This is a genomic window from Microbulbifer mixtoriginis (SeqCode) (assembly GCF_052467515.1).
In genome coordinates this window covers 3,301,163-3,316,827 of the sequence record NZ_CP174314.1, presented here as the reverse complement: position 1 = coordinate 3,316,827, position 15,665 = coordinate 3,301,163, and the positions used below count along the sequence as shown (strand labels likewise).

Sequence of the window (15,665 nt, the reverse complement as noted above, 5' to 3'; positions counted from 1 at the left end):
TGGTAAGAATGATCGCAGACTATGCGAGTCAGCTGTTATCGGGTTTTTCGGATTGGACCTCTGCTGAATTAGGATCCACAATCAGGTCGTATTTCTGATCGCCCTTGTAGGCCTCCACTTTCCAGCGTCCTCTTTCCAGGTCTACCTCAACAATAGGGGTGTAACCCTGTTGCTCTAACTTTGTGAGCACCATAGAGAGTGCCATAGCCCCGGGAGGGGGTTTCTCGTCGGCGATGGCGACTTGTAGCGTGGTTGCGGCGATTAGTGCCAGCAACATTCTGCTGAAGAACTTCATTTTTCACTACCTCGCTTGCGGACCCGGTTGAAAAATTGACCGGGTAATAGAAGGTTTACATCTCGCTTTTACTCAGCAAGATACTTGGCCTTTTGACTGCCTTACAGGCCCTGGTCACCGGGGTGACTGAGACGTTTCTGAACTGCGAGACACCACTCCGGGCTACCGGGCTTTACATCGGCCAGGTTGCCGCCCGTCAGCTTGGTGATTGCATCAAACCACTCTGCACTGCCAATGGGGGGTAGACCTGATGGGTACATTTTTTTCAGGTCGCCATCTTGTTGGGCCATCACTTGCCGCTGTACCCAGGTAAACCAGCCCGGTGTACAAATGGTTTCACTACCCGAAGCGGTAGCCTGTAGCTGATTGGTGGGGTCTTCCGCCGTGCTGCTCGCGTTTCGCTTAATCGGCTGTTTCATTGCCTCGCTGGCTGTTTGACCAGCGGTTACTTCACTACTCGATGGTTGGGCCTTATGTGGCTCACCCTTGCGGTCACAGCCGGATAAGGCAAAAACCAGAGCGAGTGGCAGAATAAGGTAATGCATAGAGCCTCTGCAGGTGACTGGCTTGAATCTAAGCATAAGCATAGGAGGGATTTTGCGACTTTGCTGGGTAGAGAAGTTCCAGGTTGACATTAATACCTTTCCAAATGAGAATGCTTCTCAAATTAACCCCAGGGTGATAGGACTCCCATGTTTACCAGATCTCTATTTCAAAAAGCGATTGCAACTGTTGGTTTGATTGGTGCCATTGGGGCCAATGCCGCTGAGCAAGTAAATATTTACTCCTACCGACAACCTTTCCTGATTGAGCCGATCTTGCAGGAGTTCACCGAGAAAACCGGTATTGAGACCAAAGTGGTCTACGCCAGCAAAGGCTTGAACGAGCGGCTGCAAAGGGAAGGGCGCAACAGCCCTGCCGATCTGGTTCTGACTTCCAATACCAGTAGTCTGATGGACCTGCTTAATAAGCAGCTGACCCAACCGGTAAGCAGTGAAATCCTGGAAGACAATATCCCGGCGCAATTCCGTGATAAGGCCGGTAACTGGTTCGGCCTGACAACCCGAGCGCGTTTAATTTACGCCTCCAAAGACCGCGTTAAGCCCGGTGAGATCACTCGCTACGAAGAGCTGGTAGAGCCTAAGTGGAAGGGCCGAATCTGTACCCGCAGCGGCAAGCACCCCTACACCCTGTCCCTGATCGCCTCCATGATCGCCCATCACGGTGAAGCAGAAACTAAAGAGTGGTTGCAAGGCGTGAAAGCGAATCTGGCGCGTAAGCCGCAGGGCAATGACCGTGCACAGGTGAAAGCCATTAGCGAAGGTGTCTGCGACCTCTCCCTGGGTAACAGCTACTACTTCGGTAAAATGATTACCAATAAGGAGCAGCCGGAGCAGGTGGATTGGGCCAAGTCAGTCAATCTGATCTTCCCTAACCAGAAGGATCGCGGTACCCATATGTTTATTTCCGGCGCGGCGCTGACCAAGCATGCCCCCAACCGTGAAAATGCCGTTAAGCTGCTGGAATTCCTCAGTGGTGCCGATGCTCAATACGCTTACGCTGAGAAAAATTTTGAGTTCCCTGTACGCCCCGGTACTGCTCGCTCTGAGTTGATCAAGGAATATATGGGTGAGTTTAAAGAAGACGATCTGAGCCTCACGGAAATCGGTTCCTACGTTCCGGCGGCTTCCCGTATGGTTGATGAAGTACGCTTTGACTTTTAGAATGATTAACTGAATGGGAGTTGTTGCCCAGCCTATTGGCAGCACTATCTCAGCCTTATTCGAACGGCCCTGTCGAGAGACCAGGGCCGTTCTTTTATAATGAGCTTTTGATTTCTTAATTCATGCTAAACCGAGCGAATTTATCAGCGTCGCGCTGGCTGCTACTGGTAGCTACTATTTCCCTACTGGTAGCCCTGCCAGTGCTATCTATCTTTTGGTTGGCATTTTTCCCTGAAGAAAATATCTGGCCGCACCTGTTAGACACGGTGCTGTTTCACTATGTGTCCTCCACATTGATTCTGGCTGGTGGTGTCGGTTTAGTAACGTTGATAGCAGGCGTGGGCAGCGCTTGGCTGGTGAGCATGTGCCAGTTCCCCGGACGCCGGTTGTTCGAGTGGGCGTTGCTACTACCGTTTGCAGTTCCCGCCTATGTGATTGCCTACGTCTATACAGATTTGCTGGAGTACGCGGGCCCAGTGCAAAAGTCCTTGCGGGCTTGGTTTGGTTGGCAGACGGCCAGGGATTACTGGTTCCCTGAGATCCGCAGTATGGGTGGGGCGATTGCCATGCTGTCACTGGTGCTCTTCCCCTATGTGTATATGCTCGCGCGCGCGGCCTTTATCGAACAGTGCGGCAGTATACGGGCCGCGAGCCGGTCATTGGGCTGCACGCCCTGGCACAGCTTCTTGCGTGTATCCCTGCCAATGGCGCGCCCGGCAATTGCGGTGGGCTTGTCACTGGTACTGATGGAAACCCTGAATGACTTCGGCACTGTCGACTTCTTTGCGGTGCGCACCTTGAGTGTTGGGATTTACGATACCTGGCTGAGCCGCGGTAATTTAGGGGGGGCGGCACAAATTGCCTGTAGCACCCTGATTTTTGTTGTTCTGTTAATTACGTTGGAGCGAATGGGGCGGGCGAGGCAGAAGCACTTTGTACAGTCGCCAAATTCCCAGCGTGAACGTTATGTACTGTGCGGTTGGCGAGCTGGTGTAGCCCTGTTGTTTTGTGGGTTACTGTTGGTGGCCGGTTTTATTATTCCCCTGCTGGTTCTGGGTGGATACGCACTTAGTAACTTTTCCAGCTATTGGAGCGAGGATTTTATACAGATCGCCAGCAATAGCTTGTTACTGTCTATTGCGGCAGCACTGGTCTCTGTACTGTTGGGCTTGCTGTTGGCTTACGGTAAGCGACTGCAACCCAAAAGGTCCGTACGACTCTTGGTCGGCTTTTCCAAGCTGGGTTATGCAATGCCCGGGGCGGTATTGGCGATTGGAGTCCTGATTCCACTGGCCGCATTTGATAATGCCGTCGACGCTTTTTTACGTGAGCACTTCGATATCTCCATAGGGCTACTGTTAAGCGGCAGTATTTTTGCCATTATTTTTGCCTACACGGTGCGCTTCCTGGCGGTATCTACGGGGGCCATAGAATCCAGTCTGGAGAAGGTAACTCCATCAATGGATAGGGCTGCCCGCTCTCTGGGGCGCAATAGCTGGCAAACCCTGTGGGCCGTGCACCTCCCCTTGGTGCGTACAGGACTGCTAACGGGTGGCTTGGTGGTCTTTGTGGATTGTATGAAAGAACTGCCGGCGACGTTGCTACTGCGCCCCTTCGGCTTTGACACCCTGGCGACTTATGTTTACCAGTTTGCTTCTGATGAGATGCTGGAACGCTCAGCCCTGGGGGCTTTATTGATTGTCCTGGTGGGATTAATCCCGGTGATTTTGCTGAGCCGTTCCATTGGGTGGCGCAGAGGTGAGGAGCGCACAGCCCTGGCGAGCTCTGAAGCGCCCGCCCTGTCTTGATAGCTGCTATCGGGCCTGGTCAAACACCAGCGCAGAGGAGAGACGTAGGGGAAGTTTATCACCAGGAGCCGCTTGAACATTGGCATTCAAAGCGGCCTCGACAGTTTCCCCTGCGGCTAACTGGAAGCGATAGCTCACCTGATTGCCGAGAAAATTCTTTTCCACAACCTGAGCCATAACCGCACCGGGATGTTCGCCTGCGGCAATATCCTCACTGCGCACAAACAGTTCGAGCCTATCTCCATTTTCGTATGCAGCTGTTGGCATATTTACTTCCCCTAATGGGGTACTGATTAGGTCATTGCCCAGGACAGTGCCGGAGATAATGTTCCCTTCACTAACGATTCTCGCAACCGCCAAATTCTTTGGCTTCTGATAAGTATCCTGTGGGCTGTCCCACTGCTGTAATTGACCTTGGCTGAGTACTCCCAGCTTGTCTCCAGCAATAAAGGCCTCGTGGCGGTCGTGGGTAACAATAATCGCAGGGATCTTCTCTTCGCGCAGTATATGGCGGACTTCGGCGGCGAGACTGCGGCGCAGCTCGGTATCCAGGTTAGAGAAGGGTTCATCCAGCAGCAACAACTTGGGGCGCGGTGCCAGTGCCCGAGCCAGAGCGACACGCTGCTGCTGACCGCCGGATAGTTGGTGCGGATACTGTTGCCCAAAACCTTTCAGGCGTACTAGCTGTAGCAACGACTGGGTACGGGATTGCCGTTGGCCTTTCGGCATTGACTGGATACCGAAGGCAATATTTTGCTCAACGGTGAGGTGTGGGAAGAGGGCATAGTCCTGAAATACCACCCCAATTTTCCGCTGCTCCGCTGGAACCTTTACTTTGGGAGAAGAGATTACTTCTCCAGACAATTGAATATTCCCTGCAACGACTGGCTGAAATCCAGCGATGGCGTGCAGCAGGGTTGTTTTGCCGCAGCCGCTGGGGCCCAATAAGCAGGCAATCTCCCCGGCCTGTAAAGCAAAGGAAACTGATTCGATAACCACCTGCTCGCCGTAGCGGCACTGCAGGTTTTCTATGGAGAGTATGGGGTGCACGGGTTTTCCGGTAATTTGGCTTTTAAACACTTTGGGCAGCGTTCGGGTGTAGTTGCTGATCATAGTTATCACTAAGCTAACCGGCAACTAGTCCCGTGTGAAGCATACTATTAGTAGCAGCCCTGTGAAGGCTTCTTTTTAGTTGGAGCAAAGCTGGGTGTTTTTTAAGCAGTAAATACTCACTCTAAACCTCATAGGCTAATGTATTCTTTCTCATAGATAATAAGATCTCGTCTATCTCAGAATCACAGTGACCAGCTAAATAGAATCGATATCTAACTGTAAAATAAGCCGACCCAAATCAGATGATACCATCAGCCTCGGTATAGAGATCTTGAGCCGCCTAATGCTTGTTGGTAAAGGTTTACTTTAGTGCTTTGCTTTACTGCCAACCATGTTGATCGTTTTTAGAGCTTCCTCCGAGCAATCGCTTAAAAAGTTCGGAAAAAATACCTGCAACGATATCCTCTTTGTTGATAGAGTCTTTTTCTCGTAGCTTCTCTGCCTTTCTGTCCAGCTGTTTGGCCATGGAATAATTATTGTTTACTCTGGCGTCTTCAGCCTGTGCTTCTAGTTCATTAGCTTTGGCATTTCTCTCATATATGTTAGCGGTAGAAACACATCCGGAAATAAATATAACTGACAGAGTGAAAAACAATCTTTTCATGCTGGGCGAAAAAAATTTGAGATCCATAATATTTTAATGGCCGGTGTTGGCTTGTATAGTGTTGTTAGCACTATACCATAGTTTGATGCAGTAACTCGTTATGTGATGTTGAAAGCAAGCTCAGGTCAAAAGCATCGCTTCCTTAGATCCTTAAAAAACTCCTTGCAGGTCTTTCCCTTTACGCCGTGGCCAAATTAGCTTTGCCACTACAATTATCATGCCTGTTTTTTCATCTTTGCTTTATAATCATTCATTAATAGAAAATAAATCCATAAGGTAGATAATGCAGCAAAGAAACACCAGGTTGATACCCACGTTTCACGCTGTGTAAAGTAGATGATAACGCCGAACAGCATGACAAGTGCCCAAAATTTCCTAAAAACTCGGTTGCTTGATAATAAAAATAAAAAACCTAGTGAAGAATAAATAATATGTCCTGCTGTAATGGAAAACAAGCTGCCATCGGACAGTATGTAACATAAGCTATGCCCACATACGCTGGTTTTTACTAAATGTCTTGGTCCTGTTTCTAATAGGACGGGTGTCCAAAGATATAAGCCAAAAGCAAAACCTATGATGATTAATGTGATAAAAAAAATCCTTTTCCACTTTTTTGTTTCAAGGCTAAAGGCTACGGTTGGTATCCAGGCAAGCCAAAAAAGCAGAGCAAAAAACAAATAGAAAATGGAGGCTGCGGTTGTCAGTGATGTTAAATTTCCGTTGTATCCAATCCATACCACACCTTCACTCGCTTGTTGTAACGCGAAAAGGATAGGGGTAATCGCGAGCAATAAATAGGTTTTATCGTTTTTTATAGCGTGTCTTGTACACAAAGCACCACCAACAAGAAGAACAGCTGCTGATCCGAATGATGCTGTGGCTGAAAAACACATAATGGTTTTCTCTGTATGTAAAATATTGTCATTTAAGCCAGAGTCTTAACGCTTGATGAATTATATAACAATAGCCTTAACCTAAAAAAATAGGTTGAAGTCATCTACTTTGTACTATGCTTATTAATTTATCTGAAAGGGTGGGGCCAATCTCAACGACTTCATTTCACTCTGTAGATGAAATCTAAACACCATCAAGGGGGCATCGAGTTTATCTATGAAATTCTATGCTTGTGCAGGTAAAGTCGATGTCGACTGGGGGTAAGCCAGTTTGATGCCGCTAAGTCGGTTGCAGTGTTTTATTCCGTTATTAACGTTGGCCACCGTTCTGACCCTTGCGTCGGGAGTTGCCTTTTACACATTAAAGTAATAATGCTCCCACAAACATTGATTGTATTAGGAGTATTTTTCTTATCGGCACTCTCTGGTCATTCACTTTGCGCGCATTAATTGGGGATCACCAATAATCTTGTGACAACGAAGTTATTGAGTATGACTAAGGTGGTTGGCGATGGCTCAGTCAACTGCACCTTGCCCAAGCAGACAGGAAAATCCGCTGAAAGGTGGTTGCTGTGAACTATTTTCCCCTATTAACGGCACCATGGGTTTAGGCGTGGATGTCACGGTTAAGCCCATCTGCGGTAAATAAGAACTGGCGGTCAAATGTTATTACCCTCATAAACTTGGACGTCCTTATCACACTGATATAATCGCGAATTTTAGACTCATTTCGGATGTTGAGGTCACGGTGAACACTTACAACTATTTGAGTCACTGTTTGTCCGGATTATTGACCATACTCGAACGACCAGAGGGTAAAGAATACCCTCACTTAGATAGCCAGACGGAGGCTCGAAGGGCAGATGCCTTATTACTTGTGATTATTAAGTTTTTGGAAATGGCCACAATCCTTGCACTTAATACCATGTTGGTAGAAAAATAGAGGCATACCCAAGAGTAAGAAGACCAAAAATGCGGGCTTTTTTCCCTTGGTAAATGGCTCAACATTTCGTGAAGAGCAGGACTCACATTTCCTTTCCCCTTCACACCCTAATTCTTGGTCTACAAGATTGGAGCGGTCTTGCTTAAGGATTTCATGGGCTTTATCAAGGTCGCTTTCCGACACTTGAAGCCTTACTCCACCCATAGCATTAGAATATAGCCACTGCATATTGACTGTGTGCTCATCTGCAATGAAAGCGCTTATTCCTTCAGACTCAAGTCTTGCTTTTGCAATCTGGGCTTCATATGGAAATGAGAATCTAGCAACGGTTACTAGCAAGTGATCACCTTAGCGCTTAACGAGGGTATAGAAAAAATCTAAATTTTTGTATGATTATTTTACGAAAAAATAGTCTACTTTCCAGTGAAAACTAAATCAGAATGCACAAAGCAAGATGTCAGCTGAATTGCTCTGTCAGGTGCGGCGGTTGGCTCGCTTATACTTTTCCTGGTACTCGCGGCGCTGCTTAGTAATTTCATACAATACAATCCCAGAAGTTGTTCCAAGGTTTAAGCTTTCTATCATTCCAAACATTGGAATAGATACGCAGAAATCGCTATTTTTGACTGCAAGATCACTGATACCTCTAGATTCGTTACCAAACCATACTGCTAATCTTGGCTGAGTGTAATCGGCCTCATGCAATATAAAGTTGTCTTTTCCTTTTACATGAGGAGAGGTAACAATCGAGGTAAATCTGTTGTTCGCCAAATGATCCAGGCATTCTTCGGTACTATCAAATCGCTTTACAAAGCTCCATTTGATTGCTGAGACAGACGGTTTTGAGAGTGATTTCCTTTCTCTCATTTCCTTCCATTCATCAGGCAGTGAGTTGCGTGGATCAATAATATAGGTTTTTTCGACGCCTAAAGCATTGACGTTTCGAATGACTGTCCCTATGTTCTTCATATCCATCGGGTATTCAAGAACACATATTAGATTTTTACAGCGATAAGGCTTAATTTGATTGGCTCTTTTCCGAACGTCGCTTTTATCAACTTCCATCTTCTTGAAGATCTCAGATAATTTATTCAGACCTAACGTTGCCAGCACAGGTAGCCGAAGTGGGGCGTGGTTTGTAGCATAATAGGGGTGCAGGTCCTTGCACAAGAAGGTGCATAGCTTTGGGCGTTGAATGGACCCCCTTGTTAAGGTTATTCACAAATTACGGTCCCGGCATTGTATGGAGTAAAGCTGAAAGTACATTTATCTGATATGCACTGCTCAATGAGATATGAGCCCCAGCCACAACCATTTCCTATATGGCTCACATAACAATGGCACTCATTGGTCACTGTGCCGTCAGATTTGCTAACTTCAATACTTTCACCATCATAGTTATACCGTGACACATAGGAGAGATATTGCAATGCAATAGTTCTTGTAACTGAATACTCCACTCCCGAAGATTCAATTTGAACCTGAAACTTTGGCTCCGGCTTTCTCTGCTCTTTGGTACTTGTACAGCCTGAAAGCAACAATACAATTGTTACCAATATCGTTATACATGGCCGTCTTATCGTCAGCAGAGGCCAGAAGGGCTGGAACAAACTGCCTGTGTTTGTATAGTTGTTTTTGTCCGATTCTGATGTTGAAAATCCTTTTCGCTAACGGGTATATTGAGACCTACTTACGTCATCCACCGACAGCCCTTTGGACTCAAAATATTCGATGACGTTATTGCCAAATCCTGCTGATCTTCCACCAACAAAATTGAACTTGTATTCAGCCTCCGTTCCTTAACAGGGCCCCAACGGAAAACTTTAAACTTCTGCGATTGGCTATCATGCCAGCGCTGCACACTACCAATGCACTGACAAATAAAGTAGCCATGATCCATAACCAATCTGGCTTGTAATTAATGCCAAATTGAGACTGATAGATCAATTGAGCTGTAAGGTTGGTACCTAAAATGGCCCCCACGCTAGCAATTAAAGAAGTCAGCAACCACTCGAACAGGCTTAGTTTACAGCACGCAAGACGTGATTGGCCAAAGCTGATCAGTAAAGCGTTCTTTTTACGCTCATCAGCTTCATAGCCTTTGACCGACGCACTGATCACCAGCAGTGCCAGTAAAATAATCATCAAACTAAATCCAGATACCAGCTTAATCACCATCGACAAAGTATCATCAAAGCGTTGCGTCAATTCGCGCACCGAGATTAACCGCAATGATGGGTGACGCTGCCAAAGCTCTGCCAGCTGACCCCAAGCAGTGTCCGCAAGCTCAAGGCTACCCATATAAAGTGGTGGTGTTTGAAGCTGGTTCATGGTGCTTTGTGGCACATTAAACCAAAAGGTGATGGAACCTTTGCCAGGCACGTATTTATGACTGGCTTTGATTTCAAAGTTCAAAGATTGCCCCGCAACTTCAAACTGTAATTGGTCGCCGAGTTTCAACCCCATATCAGTCATGACTTCTTGCTCTACCGATACTTGTTGCCAGTCGGCATCTCGATCTTGCCAGCGTTGGCCTGTCACTGTTTGGTTGTTGGTTGCTTGCTGAATACTGAAATGCAAGCGGACTGGCTTTTGTAAGCTAGCCAAACTTTCGCTGGGGCTGGTGGCAAATTCCGCCAACGTCTGGCCATTGATATGGCTTAGCTTCCCGTACCAAAACGGCTTTAATTGGCGAATGTCACTGCCAGTTTGTGCACTCCACTGGCGAATGTCTTGCACCTGTTGTTCATTGGCCTGGGTGATGATCAGATTACCATCGTGCTCGCGGGTATAGCCTTCCATGGTTTGGCCAATGTCTTTCATCAAACTCAAGGTGAACAGCAACAAGGTGGCACACATTCCAACGCCTAAAATTTGAATGGATTTGCTGAGTAAGCGCTGTTTCATCATATAAAAACCAAAAGCTATCATACCCATTGCACGGCTCGTCACCGTATGGCCCAAACTCAGCACCAACCAAGTCAATACCATCATCAGCATCAAGGTGGCTGCCATAGCGGATAGCGTCATGGCCGTGAGCAGACCGTTGTCGGAGTAAACAAAAGCCACCGTAGCTACACTAATTAATGCAAATCCATAGCGAGGCAATAAGTGATTCGGACTCGACATTTGGCGAATCAACTGTGCCGGGGTTACTTTGGCCATCACTAACCAATTGGGAATTTGGAAAATTGCCAATAGAGCCAACAATAGCGCGTAACTGCTGAGTAAATCTGTCCATACCCAGGTGGTGGTTAGGTCAGCAAACTGTGTCTGCATTTGCTGCAAAATTAGGTATTCGGCCCCGCATGCCAAGGCGGTTGCCGGAATTAGCCCTGCAATGACTGTTAATAGCCATTGACCAAATGATAAAGCAAACACTCGGGGTTTATTGCTGCCCATGGCCAAACACACTGCCGCAAAACGCTGCTGGGATAACAACTGACGTCGACCGGCTTGGTCGATGGCAATGGCCGCCATCAAAAACAACAGTACCGATGCTAAGCCCACAAAATTCTCAACCCGTTGCCAAAACATTGCCAACGGATGGCCGCTGTGTTTGTCATAAAGCTTTGCAGTTACTAGCTCAGTGGTGGCCCATTGTTTTAGGGTGTTCAATTCGCTTTTATCCCCCACAAGTAAATAGCGAAAGAGGGCATTGTCGGCTTGTATCAGTGGAAGGTCATCTAGATGCACCAATGCTCGCATCGCCACCGAATGGCCTTCGAGCAGACGGTCGGGTTCATGTTGTACCAAACCTGTGAGCTTTAATTGCCCATGCCCCATATCTAAGGATTGGCCAAGGGTAAGCTGCAGCGAAGCAAACAATCGGTTATCGACCCAGATTTCACCGGATTTAGGCCCATGGCTCAGGGATTGCCCTTGTCCATCCGTCTCAAACGCCACTTGCACGGTGCCTTGCACTGGATAATGATCATCCACTGCTTTTAACTGCACCGCTTGCCAATGGTGATCATGGGTCAAGGTTACGTTCACCAGCTGGCTCACGCTCAACTGCTGTGCATGCTGGTGCAACTTGTTTAGTTGCACATCGGTTAGGGCTTGATGCTGAGAAATTACCAAATCGCTGCCAAGCATTTGTTGCAAATTATTGGCCAAATAAGCCTGAATGGAACTGCTGGTCAAACTGAGCGTTAAAATGAAGAACATCAAACTTGCTTGGGTCCAGCGAATTAAGCGCGCATCCCCTTGATGGCATTGCTGGCGGAATAATTGCCACACTAATAAAATCAGCATAATGCGCCCACCCTAGACGCAGCTTGGTTGCGCGCCATGACCGTTAATTTGCCTTGACCCAATTGCAGCAAAGTATCGGCCTGCTGCGCTAATTCCATCGAGTGAGTGACGAGTACCAGCCCCGCGCCGCTTTGCTGACAGCAATCAAACATCAATTGCGCAATATGTTGCGCGGTTTTCTCATCTAGGTTACCCGTAGGTTCATCGGCAAAAATAAATTGCGGCTGTATGGCAAAAGCACGGGCAATGGCCACCCGTTGTTGCTCACCACCGCTGAGCTGCTGTGGTTTATGATACATTCGCTCAGCTAGCCCCACTTTGTCGAGCCATAATTCGGCTGTGGTTAATGCACGTTTATCGCCTTTTAGTTTTAAAGGCAGCGCGACGTTGTTTAAGGCGTTGAGTTCGGGTAACAAATGAAACTGCTGAAAAATAAAACCTGAGATTTGACGTAGGCTCTTTAATAGCTGCGGCTTACCGTTTTTCTGGAATTGTACTTTGCCAGAAACGGGAGGTTCAAGACCCGCCATTAACAGTAATAAGCTTGATTTACCTACTCCAGAGGGCCCCACAATGGCGTAAGACTGACCACTGTGCAGTTCAATATTTAAATCCTCAAACAGGCTGATCTGTTGTTTGGCCAAGGTAAAATGATGGTCAATTTGCTTTAAGTGAATACTGCTAGACATGGCTAGCTCCTTTAAAGAACTGGTTGAGCAGCACTTTAAAGAAGCAGAGGTGAAATGAAGGTGAAATCAGTAGAAACAAGTTGCTAAGTTGTCAGAGCAAAAAATTAGGAGACTTTATGTTGTTTCAATACGGCTACAACATGGGCAGCTGGAGTGTAGACATAGCTTGTCTCGCGGAGGGTCGTAGGCTCGGAGAAAATTGCCCAGCTTTATTTAGTGTTACTTGATACATAGAACTGATTTCTTGTTTATTTCACAGAATTTAGATCCGCTTTTTTTAGAAATTGAATCACCCACCTTAAGTTGGCTTGAATCAAGAATAATTCGATGATGGCTGAACTTTACATACGTCCCATTTTTTTGGCTGATCTCAATTAGAGGCATGCCGTGATTGTTTGACTCCCACTCAATGAATGAGACCCTTCCAGAAAATGACAGTTGCTTAGCTTCATCGTGTTCTAAAATACTCATGAATATACCTACACCTAAAACAGGTATTGCGAGAGCAATGAACTTTAGAAAATTTAACATTTTCTTCCTGAGACTTTATGCCCATGGAGGCCTGCTGGGCCGTAGCATCCTGCTTGCGTTTGTTAGATTTAGTCGAAGCAAATAGCATGGTTTACCATACCTAGCTCGACATTTGCCCAGCAACCACAAGGATTATTGGAGGTAGAGCACTGGCCCATGGCAAAAACGTTGCCAGCCTTACTCTTCGAAACCCTACATTCACCCTGGCATTGTGAGCTACTTAGACAGGATTTTCCGGCATCTGAATAGTTAATGATGCACATTCTAGTACCGGACATACATACAGGACGAAGCTCCCCACCAACCGCGAGGCACTGTTCTGCTGTTTCAATTGCATTGAGTCTGGCAAGTTTTTCTTGCTTATCTTTAGAAAGCATCCACTGCTTCATAGCAAGCAATATCAAGATTACTAAAACAACGGTTGATAATGACTTGACCATGGCAATCTAACGTCTGCAAGAAACGTGAGCGTTGTGAGTCGAGGCCGATAGGCCGGTTTGTTTGCGTTTGTTAGCCAATTCTATCCACTTTAGTTTGATCTTTGATATATCCCAACTGAAATAGCTCTAAGGCAATTCTTTTAAGCTCAGATATCTCTTTTGCATTACGATCTTTTTTCACACTAAGGATCTGGTATCTCTTTTGCATCAGCTTGATGTTCTGATCATTTTGTCTGCAGTCGACGCATTTGGTACAATCGGCATCAACATAAAACCCCAGCCCTTCAAACCAGTGCTTCTGCTCGTTAGCAAAAAAAATAAACCATCGCCTGCATTGAATACAACAGCGTTCTATATCTACGTAAAACTTACGCGGAAATATTGAATAGTTCTGCCTATCAATATTTGCCGGGATAGCCGTTTCGGGGAAAACACTATCTTTATCAAGGCTCCAATGAGCAGACGCAGCCATTTCAGTCGTCATCTTGCTTCCGGAGTATATTGGCTTGGAACCATATCGTGGATGATCTACGTACTCTCTGTATCTCATTTTACGCTTCTTTGACATTAGTTTTTGGTTAACGCCCGGTTAAACGGCTCGCGCTTGTGCGAGTCCGGCGATCAAAAGGAACGTCTGCTGCGGTTTGTTAATTACTTTGTATAAGAGCATAAGGAATTAGGACTGTTGCAGCCAAGGCTCCCAGTAAGATTGGAATCAGGAAAACCCAAGCTATAGGTCGCCACCCGTCACTCCATATCATAGAGCCCTCAAAATGGTTGATAGGTCCATAGGTTAAAACAATTAATAGTCCTAAATTGGTCCACACCCACAGCATTACCAGCAGTGCCGTTGAGGCAGGAGACCAACCTATAAAAGGAAGAAAAAAGGACACAACTAATAACCACCTATATGGATAAAGCTTAAGTGCAACCTTTGTATAAAAATCAGTAAATAGTCTCATAGTGTGTACAGCAGTTAACCCCGAGTTGATCGGCGCGTTAATAGGCGCTTCTCGGTAGCGACCATACTGCGCGGCGGAAGAAAAGTACCCGGTGACGCGTCCGCCTCCAACGGCTTGCTAGGTGGCAGCAGTAACAGAAGCCATTTGGCGCAGGATAGCATCTGCACACTCGAATCCCCATAGGCCAAGGCTCAGCCCCCCATTTACCGAAAGGTCGAACCCAGGGAAGAATAGGGTGGGCTCAACGATGCTACGGCTACGGCCATCGGTCCGAGGCATTAGGCGGGACATCTCGTCATTCCATTCTAGGAATCTTGCTGGTTCCTCGAACAAGTCATCCAACCCCGGCTCCATTCCAGTAGCAAATACGACCAAATCAAAATCTTCGTGGCCATTTTGGAAGACGGCGCCCCTCTTGCTCAATCGTTGCAGGGGGTTCTCTTTCGCATCAATTACTTTGATCCGTCCCTGCTTTATCGCTTTTACGGTGCCTTGATCCATCCACGCTACTCGGCCGTGCAATGAGATTTGAGTCGCCGGGCCCGAATCCGGCGGATGGATTCCATACTCGCTCATATCGATTGAGAAGGTAGAGAGGAACTTGTCCTTCTTTGCGAGTTTCTCCCGAAACGCTGGGTGAGAGCGCGTATAGGCGTGCGACTCTTCAATGTGCTTTGAAGTGAACCCGGTCTTGAGGAACCGCGCAACACGGGCAGCGATTCCCAGGCCTCTCAATGACAACACATGGCGCGGACCTCGGATGAGCATCTTCACTTCGCGGGCGCCACCCTCAGCGAGATCCAAGGCGATTTCTGCGGCAGAGTTTCCACTTCCGATTACAAGGGTTCGCTTGCCTTTGAAGGGGGTCGCATTGTGATACTGTCGTCTATGTATCGCCGTTCCCCCGTATTCGCTTAAGCCATCAATCTCCGGCCAAATTGGTTTCCGATTGGACGCCGTGGCAACTACCAAAAACCGTGATCGGAATTCCGACTTAGAGCTCCTTATCGACCAGCGCCCGGCGTTCAGAGCAATTGACGAAACCTCCGTGTCTGCCACGATATTGCCGAGCAAGTTGTGGCGTGCTGCGTATCGTTCGAAATATTCGATGAGGTCGTCTCTCGGAAGGAACTCAGGGTAGTCGCGGCGAATTCCACCGCCATCGGGCAATTCGTGAAACGGCGTGTGAAGGCGGATCCGGTCATAGTTCCCACGCCAGAATCCTCCGCATCCTTCCCCCTTCTCTAAGATGGCCAAGTTGGTGAGACCTGCGCTCTTCAGTCGGGCGGCACAGGAAAGTCCGGCGAATCCGGCTCCAATCACTACTACATCGTGCTCGTTATCCATCGGACGCCTCCAGCTGGTGGTCGAAGCGGGGGAGCACTTATGTCACCTAAACGCCTCAA

Annotated in this window: 14 protein-coding genes; 3 read left to right on the top strand and 11 right to left on the bottom strand. The window is 47.3% G+C overall.

The window, feature by feature from the left end:
- Nucleotides 1–28: 28 nt before the first annotated feature.
- On the bottom strand, nucleotides 29–295 hold the full coding sequence (locus ACJJIT_RS14355) for a PepSY domain-containing protein (RefSeq protein ID WP_252084977.1): 267 nt from the start codon (nucleotides 293–295) through the stop codon (nucleotides 29–31).
- Between the two features lie 101 nt (nucleotides 296–396).
- Nucleotides 397–840, bottom strand: a complete 444-nt coding sequence (locus tag ACJJIT_RS14350) for a hypothetical protein (RefSeq protein ID WP_444898832.1) — start codon at nucleotides 838–840, stop codon at nucleotides 397–399.
- Between the two features lie 147 nt (nucleotides 841–987).
- Between ACJJIT_RS14350 and ACJJIT_RS14345 the strand changes: the two genes are divergently transcribed.
- Nucleotides 988–2,019 (top strand): Fe(3+) ABC transporter substrate-binding protein, encoded by a 1,032-nt coding sequence (locus ACJJIT_RS14345; RefSeq protein ID WP_444898831.1) that lies wholly within the window; start codon nucleotides 988–990, stop codon nucleotides 2,017–2,019.
- 122 nt (nucleotides 2,020–2,141) lie between these two features.
- Nucleotides 2,142–3,827 carry an ABC transporter permease gene (locus tag ACJJIT_RS14340; protein ID WP_444898830.1) on the top strand — a complete coding sequence of 562 codons (1,686 nt, stop codon included), beginning with the start codon at nucleotides 2,142–2,144 and terminating at the stop codon, nucleotides 3,825–3,827.
- A gap of 6 nt (nucleotides 3,828–3,833) precedes the next feature.
- Here the strand turns inward: ACJJIT_RS14340 and ACJJIT_RS14335 are convergent, their stop codons facing one another.
- From ACJJIT_RS14335 to ACJJIT_RS14325, 3 genes are all read right to left on the bottom strand, one after another.
- Nucleotides 3,834–4,940 (bottom strand): ABC transporter ATP-binding protein, encoded by a 1,107-nt coding sequence (locus tag ACJJIT_RS14335; protein ID WP_444898829.1) that lies wholly within the window; start codon nucleotides 4,938–4,940, stop codon nucleotides 3,834–3,836.
- Nucleotides 4,941–5,259: 319 nt separating this feature from the next.
- The gene (locus ACJJIT_RS14330) at nucleotides 5,260–5,571 is read right to left on the bottom strand and encodes a hypothetical protein (protein WP_444898828.1); all 312 of its coding nucleotides are present in this window, start codon (nucleotides 5,569–5,571) and stop codon (nucleotides 5,260–5,262) included.
- A gap of 188 nt (nucleotides 5,572–5,759) precedes the next feature.
- Nucleotides 5,760–6,437, bottom strand: a complete 678-nt coding sequence (locus ACJJIT_RS14325; protein ID WP_444898827.1) for a DUF6629 family protein — start codon at nucleotides 6,435–6,437, stop codon at nucleotides 5,760–5,762.
- A 511-nt stretch (nucleotides 6,438–6,948) separates the two neighbouring features.
- Between ACJJIT_RS14325 and ACJJIT_RS14320 the strand changes: the two genes are divergently transcribed.
- On the top strand, nucleotides 6,949–7,086 hold the full coding sequence (locus ACJJIT_RS14320) for a hypothetical protein (RefSeq protein WP_444885748.1): 138 nt from the start codon (nucleotides 6,949–6,951) through the stop codon (nucleotides 7,084–7,086).
- A gap of 222 nt (nucleotides 7,087–7,308) precedes the next feature.
- Here the strand turns inward: ACJJIT_RS14320 and ACJJIT_RS14315 are convergent, their stop codons facing one another.
- From ACJJIT_RS14315 to ACJJIT_RS14290, 6 genes are all read right to left on the bottom strand, one after another.
- Nucleotides 7,309–7,719, bottom strand: coding sequence for a putative signal transducing protein (locus ACJJIT_RS14315; RefSeq protein WP_444885747.1), 411 nt, complete (start codon nucleotides 7,717–7,719; stop codon nucleotides 7,309–7,311).
- A 135-nt stretch (nucleotides 7,720–7,854) separates the two neighbouring features.
- Nucleotides 7,855–8,445 carry a TrmH family RNA methyltransferase gene (locus ACJJIT_RS14310; RefSeq protein ID WP_444885746.1) on the bottom strand — a complete coding sequence of 197 codons (591 nt, stop codon included), beginning with the start codon at nucleotides 8,443–8,445 and terminating at the stop codon, nucleotides 7,855–7,857.
- A gap of 720 nt (nucleotides 8,446–9,165) precedes the next feature.
- A complete protein-coding gene (locus ACJJIT_RS14305; RefSeq protein WP_444898826.1) occupies nucleotides 9,166–11,637 on the bottom strand; it encodes an ABC transporter permease in 2,472 nt (823 codons plus the stop codon).
- The gene (locus ACJJIT_RS14300) at nucleotides 11,631–12,326 is read right to left on the bottom strand and encodes an ABC transporter ATP-binding protein (protein WP_444898825.1); all 696 of its coding nucleotides are present in this window, start codon (nucleotides 12,324–12,326) and stop codon (nucleotides 11,631–11,633) included. Before ACJJIT_RS14300 ends, ACJJIT_RS14305 begins: the two co-directional genes overlap by 7 nt.
- Nucleotides 12,327–13,367: 1,041 nt before the next feature.
- The gene (locus ACJJIT_RS14295) at nucleotides 13,368–13,781 is read right to left on the bottom strand and encodes a zinc-ribbon domain containing protein (RefSeq protein WP_444885741.1); all 414 of its coding nucleotides are present in this window, start codon (nucleotides 13,779–13,781) and stop codon (nucleotides 13,368–13,370) included.
- A gap of 595 nt (nucleotides 13,782–14,376) precedes the next feature.
- On the bottom strand, nucleotides 14,377–15,606 hold the full coding sequence (locus tag ACJJIT_RS14290) for a flavin-containing monooxygenase (RefSeq protein WP_444898824.1): 1,230 nt from the start codon (nucleotides 15,604–15,606) through the stop codon (nucleotides 14,377–14,379).
- Nucleotides 15,607–15,665 lie beyond the last annotated feature (59 nt).

Excerpts from the sequence above, each read along its gene's own strand:
- ACJJIT_RS14355 (WP_252084977.1), bottom strand. The coding sequence starts at position 295 with ATGAAGTTCTTCAGCAGAATGTTGCTGGCACTAATCGCCGCAACCACG.
- ACJJIT_RS14290 (WP_444898824.1), bottom strand. The coding sequence starts at position 15,606 with ATGGATAACGAGCACGATGTAGTAGTGATTGGAGCCGGATTCGCCGGA.
- ACJJIT_RS14310 (WP_444885746.1), bottom strand. The coding sequence starts at position 8,445 with ATGGAAGTTGATAAAAGCGACGTTCGGAAAAGAGCCAATCAAATTAAG.
- ACJJIT_RS14300 (WP_444898825.1), bottom strand. The coding sequence starts at position 12,326 with ATGTCTAGCAGTATTCACTTAAAGCAAATTGACCATCATTTTACCTTG.
- ACJJIT_RS14345 (WP_444898831.1), top strand. The coding sequence starts at position 988 with ATGTTTACCAGATCTCTATTTCAAAAAGCGATTGCAACTGTTGGTTTG.
- ACJJIT_RS14320 (WP_444885748.1), top strand. The coding sequence starts at position 6,949 with ATGGCTCAGTCAACTGCACCTTGCCCAAGCAGACAGGAAAATCCGCTG.
- ACJJIT_RS14335 (WP_444898829.1), bottom strand. The coding sequence starts at position 4,940 with ATGATCAGCAACTACACCCGAACGCTGCCCAAAGTGTTTAAAAGCCAA.
- ACJJIT_RS14340 (WP_444898830.1), top strand. The coding sequence starts at position 2,142 with ATGCTAAACCGAGCGAATTTATCAGCGTCGCGCTGGCTGCTACTGGTA.
- ACJJIT_RS14350 (WP_444898832.1), bottom strand. The coding sequence starts at position 840 with ATGCATTACCTTATTCTGCCACTCGCTCTGGTTTTTGCCTTATCCGGC.
- ACJJIT_RS14330 (WP_444898828.1), bottom strand. The coding sequence starts at position 5,571 with ATGGATCTCAAATTTTTTTCGCCCAGCATGAAAAGATTGTTTTTCACT.
- ACJJIT_RS14305 (WP_444898826.1), bottom strand. The coding sequence starts at position 11,637 with ATGCTGATTTTATTAGTGTGGCAATTATTCCGCCAGCAATGCCATCAA.
- ACJJIT_RS14295 (WP_444885741.1), bottom strand. The coding sequence starts at position 13,781 with ATGACGACTGAAATGGCTGCGTCTGCTCATTGGAGCCTTGATAAAGAT.
- ACJJIT_RS14325 (WP_444898827.1), bottom strand. The coding sequence starts at position 6,437 with ATGTGTTTTTCAGCCACAGCATCATTCGGATCAGCAGCTGTTCTTCTT.